Source organism: Paraburkholderia caledonica (assembly GCF_000383275.1).
GTDB classification, from domain to species: Bacteria; Pseudomonadota; Gammaproteobacteria; order Burkholderiales; family Burkholderiaceae; genus Paraburkholderia; species Paraburkholderia caledonica.
Genome location: NZ_KB911049.1, coordinates 124702 through 141019, shown reverse-complemented (window position 1 = coordinate 141019; position 16318 = coordinate 124702). Strand labels below are relative to the sequence as shown.

The window sequence follows — 16318 nt, the reverse complement described above, 5'->3', positions numbered from 1 at the left end:
CGTGAAGTGACGAAGCTGGATCGTCCGGAACTGACGTCGGCGAAGATCATCGTTTCGGGCGGGCGCGGCCTGGGCAACGGCGAGAACTACACCAAGGTTCTCGAGCCGCTGGCCGACAAGCTGAACGCGGCGCTGGGTGCATCGCGTGCAGCAGTGGACGCGGGCTTCGTGCCGAACGACTATCAGGTCGGCCAGACCGGCAAGATCGTGGCGCCGCAGTTGTATGTCGCGGTCGGCATCTCGGGCGCGATCCAGCATCTGGCGGGCATGAAGGACAGCAAGGTGATCGTCGCCATCAACAAGGACCCGGAAGCGCCGATTTTCAGCGTTGCCGACTATGGCCTTGTTGGCGATCTGTTCACGCTGGTGCCGGAACTAACCAGTTCAACCGGTCACTTGGCTTAACCTCTCAACCCCGCGTACAAGGGCGCTGGCCGCGTCAGCTCCGTCAATGATTGAAGCACTAAAGGCACAGGCGCACCGAGCCGACGACTCACGAAAGCCCGCGAACGCGGGAACGCACGACGGGCAAGCATATTCTCGCGGGCGCGCGTCGATGGCCGACCTCTACGAGCGCGGCATCGGCACGGGTAATATGTCGAAGACGTATTCGCTTGCGGGACTACGTCTTGCCTGGATCGCCGGTCCTTCCGCTCTCAGACGGTAAATTCGCTGAATTGAGCAACGGGCCCATTTCCGATTGCACGGCATCAGAACTTGTGCCGAATGCCCAATTGCACGAATGTCTGCCGGTCCGTCGATGAAGCCGTCAGAGCATTGAGCGTCGCGCGCGCCGCACGGCCGGTCGAATCGGTTCCACTCGCGAACTGGGTGCTGCCGATGACATAGACGTCCGTGCGTTTCGAAAGGTAGTAGTCGAGCGACAAAGAAAGCGTGTTGTAGCTCGATGAGCCAATCGTGCCCACACCCGAACCGTGTGTATAGCTGTAGACGAACTCGCTCGCCAGTGCGGGCGTCCAGAAGTATGTGAGGTTGAATTCACCGGTATTGAATTTTGCGGTGCCCGTCAGCCGGAGCGGATTGGAGCCAGACGCCGTATCGCCGAGATCCTTGAATTCCACGTTGCTGTAGACGAGCCCGAAAGTCGCCGGACCGAGCGTATAGCGACCGGCTGCCGCTATCGCCTGATACGAGTGCGCCGACGCATAGCCGCTATAGACCGGGCTCGCGGTCATGTTGTTGAGATTTGCGCCCGGCACGTTGGTCGGCGTGCTTGTGAAAAACGACTGGTTCGGGTTGCGCACGTTCATATACGCCGCGCCCGCCGAGAAGTTGCCGTAGTCGTAGCCGGCGCCAACGGACCAGATCTGGTTGCGTGTCAAATCGCCCGCCTGTCCGCCGAAGCCATATACGCCACCCACGGTGAAGCCGCCGAAATTCGGGCTCGCATACTTGACCGAGTTGTTCACGCGCTTGCTGTTGTTGAGGTTGTCGAGATCGCCCGGATGCGCAGTCGTGCCGCCGCCATAATTCGCTGAGTTCATCCGCGATTCGACGAAGGTGACGAGCGAATCGTACTGACGTCCGAGCGTGAGCGTGCCATACGCGTTGCTCGACAACCCGACATACGCTTGCCGCCCGAAGAGCGTGCCGCCCTGCAATGCAGTGCCTTTGCCAAGATCGAAACCGTTCTCCAGCTGAAAGATCGCCGACAGACCGCCGCCCAGATCCTCGACGCCCTTGAAGCCCCAGCGCGAGCCTTGCATGATGCCGCTGGCACCGCCGATGATGCGGCCGCCGGCGCTGTTGCTCTGGTAGTTCACACCGTAATCGATGAGCCCGTACAGTGTCACGGAGCTGACATCGGCATGAGCAGCGCCGCAGACGGCGAGTAGCACGGAAGCCGAGAAGATTTTAGTATTCATTGGCATGACGAAGTAATTTAAGTGGGAATTCATCGCGTGCGGAGCGGATATGTCGGTGGCTCCTGATGCAACATTACCGGCTCGCCATCGATCGAGTGTTCGCAATCAATCAAGCAGGGTTTGCGAGATTCGCAACGCTCTATCACGCACGAGAAGAAGCGCGACGTGCGAGCCGGTTCGTCGCGCGGTTCACGCGCGCGTTGTTGATGAGCAGCGTAGTGATTCTTCAGGCGAGCGAGAAGTCGGCGGGCAAGGTAACTTCCAGCAGTTCGAGATCGGCGCTGCACTGCCTGAATGTGTAGGGCAGGTTGCCCGGAATTGCGATGCTGTCGTCGGCCGTGAGGCGCCAGTGCTGCTCCCCCTGCGCGACATCGAAACTGCCCGCGAGCACGAAGAAGAAGCAGAACTCGGTGTCGTGCATGCGCGAGGCTTGCTGTCCATCGCCCAGAGGACGCACGACGCGCACGCCGGCGAGGCCATCGGTAGCCGCCCCGATGCCTGTATCTGCAACGACGAATGCCGGCGATTTCCACGGTTTCCACGATGCATTTTTGGCGACATGCCGCACGAAACGCTGGCCGTTGAATTCATAGTCGGGATCGTAGACGCTGTTCGGCAAGGTCATGCCGTGCTCGGCCATCGTGATGTGTTCGGCGGGACTGCCGAGCTCGATCACTTCCGCACCGGCCGAACTTTCGAGCACGCGATGCCGGATCTCGGGCGGCTGCAACACGCAATCGCCCGCTTCGAGAATGAACGGTTCACCTTGTCCTTCGTACACGAGACGCACCCAGCCCTTGCGGCAGAAAATCGTCTGAAAGCGGATCTTATGAAAGTGCACGTAATCGGGCACGGGCCCGCCTTCGAGTATGCGGATATGCGATGCAATGAACGCGCCGCCGTGCCGCTCCGGCAGCAGATCGCGATATCGCATGCCCGCGCGCCCGACGCTCCAGTGTGCGTCGCTGCCTGCATGCGACAGCACGAGTTGCTGGCGCGTAGGCGGCAGCATCATCGGCGGATTCGCGTGCATGAGTCGCACGACGACGCCATTGGGTGCGACGAGTTCTGATATCTCACCTGGCAATTGCGCGGGGTCGTCGCAGAGCACGTTCAGCGTATCGATGCCATTGCGCACATCGAGGCCGAGCCTCAGGCGGAAGCCATCGCGCGAAAGTATTGCGTTGCGCGGGCCATCTGCGGGAAAGATCGCATCGAGCCGAAAACCGAGCCGAGCGATGAAGAACTGCATCGTGGCGGGAAGGTCCGTGCAATGCATCGGCACGATAAAGCCTTGTACGCCCGCGATAGGCGCGTCAGACGTCATGGAAGATGTGTTCATGGAATTCGCATAAGTGGTGAAAGGGAAGCGGCGGCGCGTCATTTACGCGCGCGACGGCGGCCCCGTCAGCACACAAGCGATGCCGATGCGTCGCGGCGCGCTGGAAAGAATGCGCGAGCGTTGACGCTTCATCGCGGCAGACATTGCGCCAGTCTCGCAAGTCCTGCGCGGGTCGTGCAGATACCCGGCGAAAGCCGCAACGTGCGGCTGCGCGAATCGACGAAGAGGCCCGCTTCCTTCAGCTGCACGACGATGCTCGCGGCATCGAGATGCGCGGGCGCTTCTGCCATGATGCTCGCACCGCGTTCGTCATCGGCACGCGGAGAGAGCAGGCGATAACGCTTGTCGTCGAGCATCGCAATGAGTTCGTGGCACAGCGCGAGGTTGTGCGCGCGCACGCTTCCCGCCGGTTGCGCCAGCATCCACGACATGCCTGGCTGCGATGCGACGAACGGCAGCACGGAAGGCGTGCCCGTGTCGAAGCGGCGTGCATCCGATGCATACGAGAATGCGTCGATGTTCCAGTTGAACGGATTCTGCTGACTGAACCAGCCGCGCACCGCAGGCTCGACGCCGAGCGCGAGCGCATGCGGCGCGATGTAGCCGAGGCCCGTGCCCGGTGCGCCACATAGCCATTTGAGCGTCGAGCCGCAGACAAAGTCGAACGGTGTGTCGTTCAGATCGAACGGCAGGATGCCGATGCCTTGCGTCACGTCGAGCGCGGCGAGGCTGCCGCGGCGGCGGGCCTGCTCGCACATCGCGGAGAGGTTCACGCGCTTCGACGTGAGCGACGATATCCACGTGACGAGCGCAAGCGCGACATCGCTGGTCCATGCCTCGATGAAGTCCTCGTCGCGCACGTAGTCTTCGCCATCGCGCACGGGCACGGTGCGCAGCGTGAAGCCGCGGCGGGCGGCGAGACCCGACAGCAGGAAATGCAGGCTCGGAAAGCAATCAGCGGCGACGAGCACGGTGCGATCGCGCAGCACGTCGTCGGCGAGACCGTCGAGGAAGCGCGCGAAGCAATCGGTCACGTTTTGCGCGCCGAACACGTCGGCGTCGCGTGCACCGATCATCGTCGCCCAGTCCGCGAGCAGACGGCCGCGCGCGGCGAGCGCTTCGTCCCAGCGCGTGTCGTCAGGCGCGCACCAGTTCGTTGCGAAGCGGGCGAGCGAGTCGGTCATCGCTTCGCGATGTCCCGGATACACGCCGACGGAGTGATACATCAACCAGCCGCTGAAATCGTCGTTACGAGTATTCATGTTAGATGTGCTTGACGAGCTTGAAGTGATAGACCGCGATGCAGCCGAGGCTCAGCACGGCGCACGCCATCAGATAGAACGCGGGAGAAAGCGGATCGTGCGTCACGCCGATCATCGCGGTCACGAGCCACGGCGTGAAGCCGCCGAACACCATCACGCCGATGTTGTAGCTGAAGCCGAGCCCCGTGCTGCGGATGTGGGTCGGAAAGAGCGACGACAGCACGGCGGCGAGCGGCCCGAAATAGATCGCCTTCAATGCTCCCGCGAGCACCATGATCGTCATCAGCACGGTCAGGGACGGACTGGCCAGCAGCCACGCGAAGCACGGGTAGATCGTGAGCAGCGTGACGAGCGCGGAGACGACCATCATGCGGCTGCGTCCGTAGCGATCGGCGAGATGGCCCATCAGCGGCGTGAACAGCATCAGGATCATGCCGGTGACGACCGTCGAGGCGAAGCCCGTGGATGCCGGCAGATGCAACTGCTTCACCGCGTACGTCGGCATATACAGAATCATCAGATAGCTCGCGGCGGTCGATACGGCCATGATGCCTGCGGCGAGCAGGATGCGGCCTTTGCTGTGCGCGAGCAGTTCGCGCACGGGCGCATTGCGCGCGGCGGCATTCACGTTGGGCGTATGCGCGGGCAGCGTATCGTCGATGTGCTTGCGGATATACAGTCCCACTGGCGCGACCAGCAAGCCGAAGATAAATGGCGCGCGCCAACCCCACGATTCGATCTGCTCCGGCGACAACTGCGTGCTGAGCACGAGCCCCGCGCAAGACGCGAGCACGGTGCTCATGCCCTGACTCGAAAACTGCCAGCTCCCGAGGAACGCCTTGCGCTTGCTCTTCTGCTCGATCATGAGCGCGGTGCCGCTGCCGAATTCACCGCCCGTCGAGAACGAAATAAGGATGCGCGCCGTCATCAGGCCGATGGGCGCGGCAACACCGATTTGCGCGTATGTCGGAATCACCGCGCAGATGAGCGTGCCGATGGTAGTCAGCCCGAGCGCCATGAGCAGCGCCGCCTTGCGCCCGCGACGGTCCGCATAGCGCCCGAGCATGAGTGCGCCGAGCGGGCGAAACACGTACGAAAGGCCGAAGGTGCCGAACGTCATCAGCAGCGAAACGGTCTCGTCGTGCGCGGGAAAAAACAGCTTCGACAACGTGACGGCGAAAAAACCGTACGCGGCGAAGTCGAACCATTCGAGCGCATTGCCGATGCTGGTCGCGACGATAAGGCGCCGCATGGGTGTCGCGCCAACCTTCGGCGGGCTATCCTCGATGACAGTCGAATCCATGTCTTGGGGTTCCATTAAAGGGACGGTTAGCGAGCGTGCGGCGTGTCGGTTTCGCCGAGATCCCAGAACACGCCGGTCATCAGTTGCAAAGCCTCACGCATGACCGGCGCGAGCACATGTTCGTCGGGTGCATGCTGACGGCAGCCCGGATAGGAGTGCGGAATCCAGATCGTCGGCAGGCCGAGCGTGTCGGCGAAGCATTCATTCGGGATGGTGCCGCCGAGATTCGGCAGCAAGGTCACGCGCTTGCCCGTCGATGCCTCGATCGAACCCTCCGTGAATGCGACCCACGGATCGTTCGGATCGAGCCGCGTCGCCGCGCCCGATGCCTCGATGGTCACATCGATGCCCTCGAAGCCTTCGCGCGCGAAATGCGCTTCGATGAGCTCCTTCGCGCGCTTCCACTCGGTGCCGACGACGAAGCGCAACTGGCAGACAGCTTCCGCCGCGGCCGGGATCGCGCTCACCGCGTTTGCGACGTTGCCGGACTGCATCGCGAGCACTTCGAGCGTGTTCCATGCGAAGACGCGCTCGGCAGGCGTGAGACCCGGCTCGCCCCAGTTCGATGACAACGGCGGATCGCCTTCGTCGGTGCCGATTTCCAGACCGGCAACGCGTTCGCGCACCTGCTGCGGGATCGCTGGCGGCAGCAGACCATTGACGCGAATGCGGCCGTGACCGTCGACCAGACTCGCGATAGCGTTGGCGAGCACCGTCGCGGGATTGGCGAGCACGCCGCCCCAGTTGCCGGAGTGACGCGCGCCGAACGCATTGGCGATACGCAGCCGAAAGTGCAGGGCGCCGCGCGAGCCGAGAAACATCGTGGGCGATGCGGCGCGCTGACGCGGCCCGTCCGATGCAATCAGCAGGTCCGCTGCGAGGCGTTCGCGCAACAAGCCGCAAAGCGCGTCGAGTCCGGGCGAGCCGACTTCCTCGCCCATTTCGAAGACGATCTTCGCGTTGAAGCCAAGTTCGCCGCGTTCCGCGAACACTGCGGCAAGCGCGGCGAGATTGATGGAATGCTGCGCCTTGTTGTCGGCGATGCCGCGTCCGTACCAGCGCTCGCCTTCGACGCTCACGCGCCAGGGCGAACGCGCTTGCGTCCAGTTGACGGCGTCGCCGTCGATCACATCGCCGTGGCCGTATAGCAGTACCGTGGGACGCGCCGACGATTCGATGCGCTCGCCGACGAGAAACGGGGGCATGCCTGCCACAGGGTTTTCCACGATCTCACAGGTGAATCCGAGAGATGACAGTGAGGCTTCGATTTCTTCGCGAAGATAGCGACGCAGCACGGGCGCTGCGTCGGCGCGCTGGCTTTCGGTGGCGAGCGCGACGCGCCGGCTTAAGGTGACGAGGAACTCGCCGCTGTCGAAGTGCGATTGGGCGAGAGCGAGAGCGCTGTTTCGGGACATGTCGTGGAGTCGAAGTAAGGCCGGTGACACCAGATTAGCGCCGCGCGAGCATCCGTGTATTCGCAATCAAACAAGGTACATTTGCGTTTTACTCAAACCTTGAGTCACACTGAGCGCACGCTCGTCCACCTGATCGTGATTGCTATGCGCAAGCTGCTGGAGCCGTCGCTTTACTATTTCTCGGTCGTCGCTCAGGCCGGTTCGCTGACGTCGGCGACCGAAAAGCTCGGGCTGACCGTGTCCGCGTTGAGCCGGCATATCGCCAAGCTCGAAGGCGATATCGGCGTGCCGCTCTTCGAGCGCCATGCGCGCGGCATGGTCCTTTCGCAAGCCGGGCGTCTGTTGCTGCGTCACGCGCAACGAACGCTATCCGACGCGCAAGCGGTCTTCGACGAAATCCAGGGCGACGAACGGCGGCGCGCGCGCACGCTGATCATTGCGTGTACCGAAGGCTTCGCGTTCGACTTTCTGCCCGTGTCGCTGGGCGCGTTTTGCCGTGCGCATCCGGATATCGTGATTCAGCTCGAAGTTGTGTCGTCGGAGCGGGCGAGTCAGTTGCTGCTGTCGGGCGAGGCGTCACTCGCGCTCGCGTTCAACTTCAAGCCAGAGCCGGGCGTCACCGTGCAGTACACGCAGCGCGCGCCGGTCATGGCGCTGATGCACGAGACGCATCCGCTCGCGAGCAAGGCGAAGGTCGCGCTGAAGGATCTGACGGCATATCCCGTGGTGCTGCAGGACAAGGGCACGACCAACCGCCAGCTCTTCGACATCGCGTGCAATGTCGAGAACATTGAAATCGTGCCGATGATGACGAGCCGCTACGTCGCGGCGCTGTACCGTTTCGCGCTGGTGGTACCGGAGGCGATCATGCCGTCGGGATATGTGTCCGTCGCGAAGCGGCTTGGCGTGGACCGCATGAAGGCGATTCCATTCGATAACCCGCTGCTGACGCAGCGCCGTCTCCAGGTGCTGACGCTTGCGGGCCGCAGCCTGGACGATCTTGCGTCATCGTGTCTTGAATGGATCATCGGTGATCTGAAGCAGGCGTGATCTGTGGTTTGGCCGAGGCTTGCCCTTGTTCCGAGTCGCGGTCGTCGAGCCGTTCGGGCCGGCGAAAATTCGTCTGAACTCCCGATTCGCGGCGTTATTATTGGCAGCGCCGCATGACCGTTTTCCGGAAGCCGCCTTCAATGAACATCGCCTATCCCCTTACGACGCAGTCCGATGCCGAAACACTCGTTGCCATTCGTATCGCCGCGATGCGCGAGAGCCTGGAGCGTGTCGATCGTTTCGACCCGCAGCGCGCGCGGGAGCGGTTTCTAACGTCGTTCGATCCTGCGTTGTGTCGATTCATCGAGGTCAATGGTGTTCGCTCTGGCTTCATTCTCATTCGCCCGCAAGCAGACCACTGGTTACTCGATCACTTTTATATTCTGCCGGAACACCAAGGAAAGGGTATCGGCGCGACCGTCCTACGCGACGTCTTCACGAGCGCGGACGCGCAAGGCATGCCAGTCCGTCTCGGCGCCTTGCGCGGCAGTGATTCGAACCGCTTTTACAGACGGCACGGCTTCGTACAGACTAGTGAAGACGAATGGGACATCTACTATGCTCGTCAACCGGCGGAGCGAAAGGCAAGCAGCAAAGCTCCATCCATCTTTGTAGGGACAGGCGTGGTGGAATCGCGGTTACAGACCCAGCCGTAAGGGCCGTCCATGCCGCACTGGGATCGGCACCACCCGAAACGGCACGCGTAAGACATCGGCGTCGGGATGGATTGCAGTTCATACTTTCCACAGATCGGGTTTTCTTCGCATTTCGGCAACAAACTGCTGCTCACATGCGCCGCCTGTAGGCCGCTTAGGAGTCGGCTCTGCTTCGCAACCGGCCGTCTGATTGTCACAAGGCGAGTGCTCGTTCATCGGCCAGAAGGCACATCAATCTTTGCGGCCAAAGACGCCTAGCTCCACCGAGCAGGGGCGTCTCCCCTGATAGTCCCTGTCAGCTTGCCGGATTGCGTGCCGTGACGATCCACGCCGCGCCGTCGATCATCACCGACCGCTCACCGGGGAGGCCCGCGAAGGCGGCACGAACCGCGGCCGACGCGCGGGCGCGGATGTCGTCGGGCTGATCAGCGAGCACGCGCGACAGCGGGCCGACCTCGAGCGTCATCTTCACCGCGTCGTCAATCGCAGCGTCCCGCGTCCCGCCCTCGCCAAACGGGACGGAAGCATCGAAGGGCGCGATGGCGATATCGGTGAAGCCGGCTGCCGTCAGGATGCGCGACACCCGCCCCCGGTCGCCGAACGAAAATGGGCCGGGCGCTTCGGGATCGGGCGGCGCGCTCGACGGCAGGATGCCCTTGATCGCGCCCATCGGCAGGCGCACCCAAGCGTTCTCGGCCGCGCCGCGCCAGCAGACGAAAGCGACCCGGCCGCCCGGCCGCAGCGCGCGTCGCATATGGCCGAACGCCGCTGTCGGATCGTCGAAGAACATCACGCCGAAACGTGAGAACAGAATGTCGAACGCACCCTCGGGCAGTTCGGCGCTGCTGGCGTCCGCCATCTGGAACAGGGCCGGCGTACCCTGTGGTGCAAGCGCGCGCGCCCGGCCGATCAGCGGTTCGGATATGTCCACGCCCAGCACTTGGCCCTCCGGGCCGATGCGAGCGGCCAGTGCCAGACTCGACGCGCCCGCGCCGCAGCCGACGTCCAGCACGCGTTCGCCCGTGACGGGCGCGGCGGCTTCGATCGCGGCTTGGCCGAACACCGACACCATAGCGTCCAGCCGCGCCTGGTTGGCGACCCAACGCTTCCCGCTTTGACCATTCCAGTCGGCGACCTGATAAGCATTTTGCTCTGCCATGTCATCTCCTTGTGCTGATTCGGTCTTAGCTGAGCCATCCGATCCCAAAGTGCGCATCGTTTCCAGCGATCCCGCCTCCAGCTACCTGGTCACTGGGTGCCGCAGTGCCATCGACTCCAGGTGCGCGACCACGTGTGCGGATGCGCCAATGGATTGCAAGCTCTCCAGCCACGGTTCCAACGGGATGTCCATGTAGGTGATTGGACGCCCCAAGACTCTTGTGAAATCTTTGGCGACCTCGCGAAGAGTCTCCGCACGGGGACCGGTCAGCTCGTAAGCCTTTCCAAGGTGAGACCCGGGATTCGCCAACACCTCTGTCACGCACCGCGCAACATTGTGGGCGGCGATTGGCGAGGTCTGCACCAAGTGCTCTCAGCGATTCTGCCCGGCCGGCATCCTGGCGGACCATGGTGCGCACCTTCCTCTCAAACCAGCATCGACTGCTGGGCGAAGATGCCCGCCATCGCGCCCTGCGATGACGCCTGGGTGACCGAGGGCAAGAAGGGCGTTGCGAGGTCGCCGGCGGCGTAGATGCCGGGCGTGCTGGTTTGGCGGCGCTCGTCGACCTTGAGAACGATGCCGAGGGGCGTATCCAACGTGGCGAGGCCTAGTGATTCATGCAGTATCGCGGACGGCTTGTTACGCGGATGGGCGAACAGGACGTCGACCGCAACATTGCGGCCTGTATCGAGATTGACGGTGGCGATATGGCCCTCGTGATGGGCGATCTCGACGATCCGGCCATCGACGATAGGTATCTTGCGGCGCGCCAGATCGGCTTGGATATCGGATGGAATGTCGTGACCATCGGAGAATACAGTCAACTTGTCGGTCCAATCGTGGAACAGCCTGACAGACTGGTGCGACTGCGGGCCGGACCAAACGAGGCCCCAATGCTGGCCGGCGACTTCAAAGCCATCGCAGTAGGGGCAGGGCACGATGGACGTGCCCCAGCTTTCGGCAAAGCCCGGAACATCAGGCATCTGGTCGGCGACGCCATAGCTCAGGATCAAACGGCGCGCCCCTAGCCTTTCGCTATCATCAGTGACCACGCAGAAATCGTCGATGGCGCCAGACACGCTCTCGGCACGGGCATTGACCAGCCTGATCGTTGGATAGCGCGCAAGTTGCTGCCGCGCCTCGAGCAGGATGTCCAGTGGCGGCTTGTGATCGTGGCCGAAGAGGCCATGGGAGTGGCCAGCAAAGCGGTTGCGCGGACGGCCGGTGTCAAGAACGGTGACGTTGCGGCGGGCACGGCCGAGTTGCAGGGCGGCCGCGAGGCCGGCAAAGCTGCCGCCGATGATGATGACGTCATTCATGGTGATGGGCTCCGTGTTGTGGATGGAGGGGGCTGGGCCTGGTGCGCAATATCGTCCAGCGATCCGCGGTCAAGATGGGCAGCGAGCAGGGCTTCGGCGTCGACGAGAAAGTCGCCCATCACTGTGGACCGGCGGGCCATTGCCGCTTCGATATCGCCGGGCGCCCTTTGGGAAAACCTCTTCGGAGGACGCCACCCATTGGCTTGCGCATTCATGATACTGCGTGGTATCGTAATTAAATAATTGAGATACTGTCAAGTACTGGAATTGTCGTGACCGAAAATAAACAGGCCCGGCGTGGCCGGCCCGCCAATGAGGCGCTTGCCCAAACGATCGTTGACGCAGCGAGCGAACTGTTTGTGGAATTGGGTTTTCAAGCGACGACGTTGGACAAGGTCGCCCAGCGGGCGAAGATATCCAAGCTCAGCATCTATCGGCACTTCGAGAACAAGGAAGCGCTGTTCAGCGCGGCCATCGCGGCCGGCTGCCATCAACTGTTTGCACCTCAGGTCCTTCTTGAAGGCGTCGACGGTTCGGTCGAAGATCGGCTCATGGCGGTAGGATCATCACTGCTTCGCACGCTGTTGAGATCAGATGTTCGCAGTGTCGAGGCCATGGTCATGGCCGACAAGACGAATCAAAACTCGTTAAGCAAGCTCCATTACGAAGCTGGCCCCGCACATGTCATCGCCCAGATCGAGGCCCTGTTGCGTCAATTGCACGCGAAGGCGCTTCTGAACGTGCCCGATCCTCTCCGGTCGGCCCGCTTGTTTGCCGCGCTTTTCAAGGGATCCGATCTTCTGATGGTCGCACGCTTCGATCCGGTGAGAGCAGCGGACGACAACGAAATCGAATCCTATTGCCGGTCGGCCGTCGCCATGTTCATAGCCGCGCACGGTGGCATCTGAAGGTGCGCTATCGTGGCTTGATGAAGAACCCGCAGCAGTTGTTTCGATCCGTTGAACGACAAGCTGATTGGTTCGAGAGCAATTCGTGGGCGAAAGACGTCATCCTTGCGAGGCGTAAGCCTCCTCGCCAAATCACCGATCTGAGCGTCCGCAGAGGCCGATGATTTGTCCTCCAGGCGACGGCCCTGAATGACCGTTCCACTCCGATACCTACCCTTAGAACGGAGACTGCTCGACCAGCTGCAACGGCTCGGGTCCGGAAGTTCTAGCCCAGATGGCATGGGGACGCGCGGCGCTTGAATGGTGACCTTAGGCAACCGGCCAAAAGCGCTCATACTAGGTCGCAGACAATTCGAACGCTTCCTCTGCAACTTCCCATGGCAGGATGTAATCCAGACGGTCCAACGAGGATTGTGCGTGCTGTGCCGGGAGGAGCAGCTCCGGCTTGCGCAAAAGGACTCACATGATGTTACGTAATAGGCGAAACCAACCTGCCGACGCGCAAACGCATGGTGCCGAGCGCGGACTTGACCGCTTCGAAGGATTCAGCGACGCGGTTTTCGCAATCGCGCTGACCCTGCTGATCGTCGAGATCAAGGTCCCCGGATCTCCCGAGGGCACGCATGGCTACAGCGACCTGGCACGCGCCATGGCGGAGCAGTGGCGCGAATTTCTCGCGCTCATTCTCTGCTACGTCGTGATTGGGGCGTACTGGCTGCAACACCATTATTCGGGTCGCATTTACGCCAAGAGTGATCACTGGTTCGGCGTGATCAACCTCCTGTTCCTGCTGGCGATCGTCGTCATTCCTTATCCAATCCGCGTCTGGTGCTTCCACCTCGGCACGGGTTTCGAGCCCGCCGCGTCAGTGACCCTGGTTGCCGGTCTTGCCCTGACCGCCTGCACGTGGATGGCGAAGTGGTTCTATGCAATGCCAGGCCGCCGGCTGATGGACGAACGGCTCGCGCCCGATTTCCTCCAGCAGATGACACTTCGCTACGGCGTTGCGACGCTGCTCCAGATCGCTGCAATTCCCGTCGTCATCGCGGCGTCGCGCATCGGAGTCGCCATTGCACTGCTGTGCGTCGCCTTCTTTCTGCTGCCGCAGCCCACGCCGCGCTACAAGCCCAGAGAGGAGCCGAGCGAGGCTGAGAAATTGAACAAGTAGCTATTGCGCGAGGTGAATCCAAAAACATTGACGCTGCGATGCCGCTCAGAACGCCGTGAACAGACTGCGCAACACGACTTGCGCGTCGGTGAAGTTCTTCACATCGTCCATGACTTGCCGTGTTTTAGCGCTCGCCAGCGCGTCATGGACGCCTTGTTCCGAGGAAAAAGTGTAGACGCCAATGGATTTCCAGCCATCGGCTTCAGCGTACGGAAAAAACGCCTCCGCAGATTGCATCCCGTACTCTTCCCAGCATGAGCGCGCCAGGTTGAAGTGATCATTCGCATAGTAATCCCGATCGAACTTCGTGTTGGCGTCGCCGGTGCAGACCACGATCATCTTTGTCATATGCCTTTCTCTCTCTCCATTACCGTCATAAGGGCAACCTCGCCCGGCCCGCCATCGTTGTAGGGGGAGGGCCGTGCTGGTCGATCTGATGGATTTGCCGTGGGTGCAACGCCCGGGGGGTCAGTTTTCCTCTCAGGACATCCACTCAGGCGCTGATGCCGCCATCGACGAGAATGCCGGAACCGGTCACATAAGCGGCACCAGGTCCGGCAAGGAAGGCGACCGCCTCGGCAACCTCCCAGGTCTTGCCATAGCGGGCAATTCCCAGGTTCGGAAGAATGGAAGGCGCGAGCGGGCCGTCGGCGGGATTCATGTCGGTGTCGATCGGGCCGGGGCGCACCAGATTGACGGTGATGTCACGAGGGCCCACTTCACGCGCAAGACCGCGGGTGAAGCTCTCCATCGCCGATTTGGTGGCCGAATAGACGGCTATGCCAGGAAACGGGACAGACAGGCCTGCGTTGCTGCCGATAGTGATGATGCGGCCGCCGTTCGGGAGGTGCTTCAACGCAGCCTGGGTCGCCACGAAGACGCCGCGCACATTGACGTTCAACTGCAGATTCATCTCCTCCAGCGACTGCTCGGAGAAGGGGCCGGCGATGAGGACACCAGCGTTGTTCACCAGGATGTCCAACCCGCCAAGGTCGGCGACGGCCTGTTCGACCGCGGTCTGCGTGGCGTCCGGGCTGCCGGCGTCGGCCTGGATGGCGACGGCCGTGCGGCTCAGGGCGCGGATTTCAGCGGCGAGCGCCTCGGCCTTTGCGGCCGATTTCTCATAGGTGATCGCGACGTCGGCGCCGTCTTCGGCCAGCTTCAGTGCGATGGCCGCGCCGATGCCACGTGCTGCACCGGTCACAAGCGCGCGCTTGCCGGCGAGAGGAAAGGTGGAACTGTTCATGGCAAGAATTTCTATGTTTGGATAATTTCGTATCGATCTTGATTCTTCATGATTCCCGGAGTCTCCAACTTAGTCCGGCTGCCAGTGCCAGTGACGCGCCTATGGCCAATGAAGCCACCGCAAAGCCCAGCTGCACGTCCTGAGCGCTTGCACCATCAGGCGCGATCGCGATGAATAGACCGCCGAACAAGGCGACGCTTACTGCAGCGCTGATCTGCAACGTAGCGCTTACCAGGCCCGAGGCGAGCCCCGCCCAACGTGTTTCCACATGGTCTACGTTCAGGCGCACTAGCGCAGGAAGGGCGATACCTTGCCCGGCGCCAATCAAAAACAGGGGCAACGCAAGCCAGGACGACGCACCGGCGAAAGCCAGCGCTGCGACCATGATCAGACCGAACACTTCCAGAACCATGCCAAACGCGGCAGTGCGCGTGCCTATACGCCGGGCGATGTACGGGCTGCACAGTGGACCGAGGAAGAACCCGATGCCGAGCGGCACGATGGCCAGGCCGGCCGTCAACGCGTCGTGGCGCAGGCTGGCCTGTTCATACACGGCAAACACCAGGAAGAACGCAGCGAGCGCGTAGAAGAAGAACGTTGACGCCAAGCTTTGTCGCAACTTGCGCACGGCTAGAAGCGAGGGCAGAACCAGAGGAGTTCTGCCGGCGCGCTCCTGTGCCTTTTCATACTGCCAGAAGGCCCATAGCAATGGCATGCTCAGGACCAGCGGCGCTATGCACCACCACGGCCAGTGGTGTTCTTGCCCTTCGATAAGCGGAACCACGAGCGCCAGCAAGCCAACCGCCAGCAGCAACGCCCCTGGCACGTCCAGGCGAGGCGAACGCTCGGCTCGGCTTTCACGCAGCAGCATCGTTGCAGCTGGAACGGCAACGGTGATGATCGGCAGGTTGATCAAAAATACGCTGCGCCACCCCAGTCCCCACGGACTGGCGGAAACCAGCATTCCCCCCAGCAGCTGACCGCCCACAGAGGCCAGGCCGAACGTAGCGCCGTATAGACTCAACGCGCGATTCTTTTCTCTTTCCGGGAAGATGGCGTGTATCGAGGCCAATGATTGCGGTGCCATGATCGCTGCGGATATCCCTTGCAGCAGTCGGCCGACGACAAGCATGTCCGACGAAGGTGCCAGGCCACACCACGCCGAAGCGACCCCAAAGCCGAGCATGCCAGCGATGAATACGCGCTTCCGGCCATAAAGATCACCGAGGCGACCGCCCAGGATCAGGGTGACGGCATAGGCCGCGGCGTACACCGAGATGACCAGCTGCGAGACATCTGAAGATGCTTGCAGGCCTGTGCGTATGGTAGGTAGCGCCACGTTGACGATGAAGAAGTCCAAAGGTGGCAGCAGCGTGCCGGTCAACAGCACGGCCAGGGCGAGCCAGCGCCGGGAGTCGGAGGCTGCTGTCCCAGTGGTAACAACCTGCCGGGCTTCGGTATTCATATCTTGAGGTTCCAGATCAGACTGGCTTGGGATTGGCGCGCAGTCGGTTCGCGGGGACATCCGTTTATCGAGCCGTATAGTGCTCCGAACAACATTGTTCGAATACTGACGTCCATGTATATTTGCCGTGCAATTTTGT

15 protein-coding genes are annotated in these 16318 nt (G+C 62.0%); 5 read left to right on the top strand and 10 right to left on the bottom strand.

The genetic code is table 11. The features are described from left to right. Positions 1–405, top strand: a 405-nt coding sequence (locus tag H281_RS0130820; RefSeq protein ID WP_020070981.1) for an electron transfer flavoprotein subunit alpha/FixB family protein, incomplete at its 5' end; no start/stop codon positions are given. Between the two features lie 305 nt (positions 406–710). On the opposite strand, the gene H281_RS0130815 is transcribed toward H281_RS0130820, so the two are convergent. The 5 genes from H281_RS0130815 to H281_RS0130790 form a co-directional block, all read right to left on the bottom strand. Further along, positions 711–1892 (bottom strand): porin, encoded by a 1182-nt coding sequence (locus H281_RS0130815; RefSeq protein ID WP_084690214.1) that lies wholly within the window; start codon positions 1890–1892, stop codon positions 711–713. 220 nt (positions 1893–2112) lie between these two features. After that, positions 2113–3228 carry a cupin domain-containing protein gene (locus H281_RS0130810; RefSeq protein ID WP_027805089.1) on the bottom strand — a complete coding sequence of 372 codons (1116 nt, stop codon included), beginning with the start codon at positions 3226–3228 and terminating at the stop codon, positions 2113–2115. 128 nt (positions 3229–3356) lie between these two features. Then, positions 3357–4490, bottom strand: a complete 1134-nt coding sequence (locus H281_RS0130800) for an aminotransferase class V-fold PLP-dependent enzyme (RefSeq protein ID WP_020070977.1) — start codon at positions 4488–4490, stop codon at positions 3357–3359. 1 nt (position 4491) lies between these two features. Then, a complete protein-coding gene (locus H281_RS0130795; RefSeq protein ID WP_020070976.1) occupies positions 4492–5793 on the bottom strand; it encodes an MFS transporter in 1302 nt (433 codons plus the stop codon). Positions 5794–5819: 26 nt separating this feature from the next. Then, positions 5820–7208, bottom strand: a complete 1389-nt coding sequence (locus H281_RS0130790; protein WP_020070975.1) for a M20 family metallopeptidase — start codon at positions 7206–7208, stop codon at positions 5820–5822. 54 nt (positions 7209–7262) lie between these two features. Between H281_RS0130790 and H281_RS0130785 the strand changes: the two genes are divergently transcribed. Together H281_RS0130785 and H281_RS0130780 are read left to right on the top strand one after the other, a co-directional pair. Continuing rightward, positions 7263–8258 carry a LysR family transcriptional regulator gene (locus H281_RS0130785; RefSeq protein ID WP_241077929.1) on the top strand — a complete coding sequence of 332 codons (996 nt, stop codon included), beginning with the start codon at positions 7263–7265 and terminating at the stop codon, positions 8256–8258. A gap of 140 nt (positions 8259–8398) precedes the next feature. After that, positions 8399–8914 carry a GNAT family N-acetyltransferase gene (locus H281_RS0130780; RefSeq protein ID WP_020070973.1) on the top strand — a complete coding sequence of 172 codons (516 nt, stop codon included), beginning with the start codon at positions 8399–8401 and terminating at the stop codon, positions 8912–8914. Between the two features lie 295 nt (positions 8915–9209). Here the strand turns inward: H281_RS0130780 and H281_RS0130775 are convergent, their stop codons facing one another. Together H281_RS0130775 and H281_RS0130765 are read right to left on the bottom strand one after the other, a co-directional pair. After that, the gene (locus H281_RS0130775; protein WP_020070972.1) at positions 9210–10073 is read right to left on the bottom strand and encodes a class I SAM-dependent methyltransferase; all 864 of its coding nucleotides are present in this window, start codon (positions 10071–10073) and stop codon (positions 9210–9212) included. Between the two features lie 425 nt (positions 10074–10498). Beyond that, the gene (locus H281_RS0130765) at positions 10499–11392 is read right to left on the bottom strand and encodes an NAD(P)/FAD-dependent oxidoreductase (RefSeq protein WP_020070970.1); all 894 of its coding nucleotides are present in this window, start codon (positions 11390–11392) and stop codon (positions 10499–10501) included. A gap of 272 nt (positions 11393–11664) precedes the next feature. Here H281_RS0130765 and H281_RS0130760 point away from each other — a divergent pair, with 272 nt between their 5' ends. Both H281_RS0130760 and H281_RS0130755 read left to right on the top strand, forming a co-directional pair. Continuing rightward, positions 11665–12300, top strand: coding sequence for a TetR/AcrR family transcriptional regulator (locus H281_RS0130760; protein ID WP_020070969.1), 636 nt, complete (start codon positions 11665–11667; stop codon positions 12298–12300). A gap of 445 nt (positions 12301–12745) precedes the next feature. Next, on the top strand, positions 12746–13468 hold the full coding sequence (locus H281_RS0130755; protein WP_241077928.1) for a TMEM175 family protein: 723 nt from the start codon (positions 12746–12748) through the stop codon (positions 13466–13468). 45 nt (positions 13469–13513) lie between these two features. On the opposite strand, the gene H281_RS0130750 is transcribed toward H281_RS0130755, so the two are convergent. The 3 genes from H281_RS0130750 to H281_RS0130740 form a co-directional block, all read right to left on the bottom strand. Beyond that, entirely contained in the window at positions 13514–13816 is a 303-nt protein-coding gene (locus tag H281_RS0130750; protein WP_020070967.1) for an EthD family reductase, read from the bottom strand. 145 nt (positions 13817–13961) lie between these two features. After that, positions 13962–14714 (bottom strand): SDR family oxidoreductase, encoded by a 753-nt coding sequence (locus H281_RS0130745; protein ID WP_020070966.1) that lies wholly within the window; start codon positions 14712–14714, stop codon positions 13962–13964. Between the two features lie 46 nt (positions 14715–14760). Next, positions 14761–16179: an MFS transporter gene (locus tag H281_RS0130740; protein WP_020070965.1), complete on the bottom strand. Its 1419-nt coding sequence runs from the start codon at positions 16177–16179 to the stop codon at positions 14761–14763. Positions 16180–16318 lie beyond the last annotated feature (139 nt).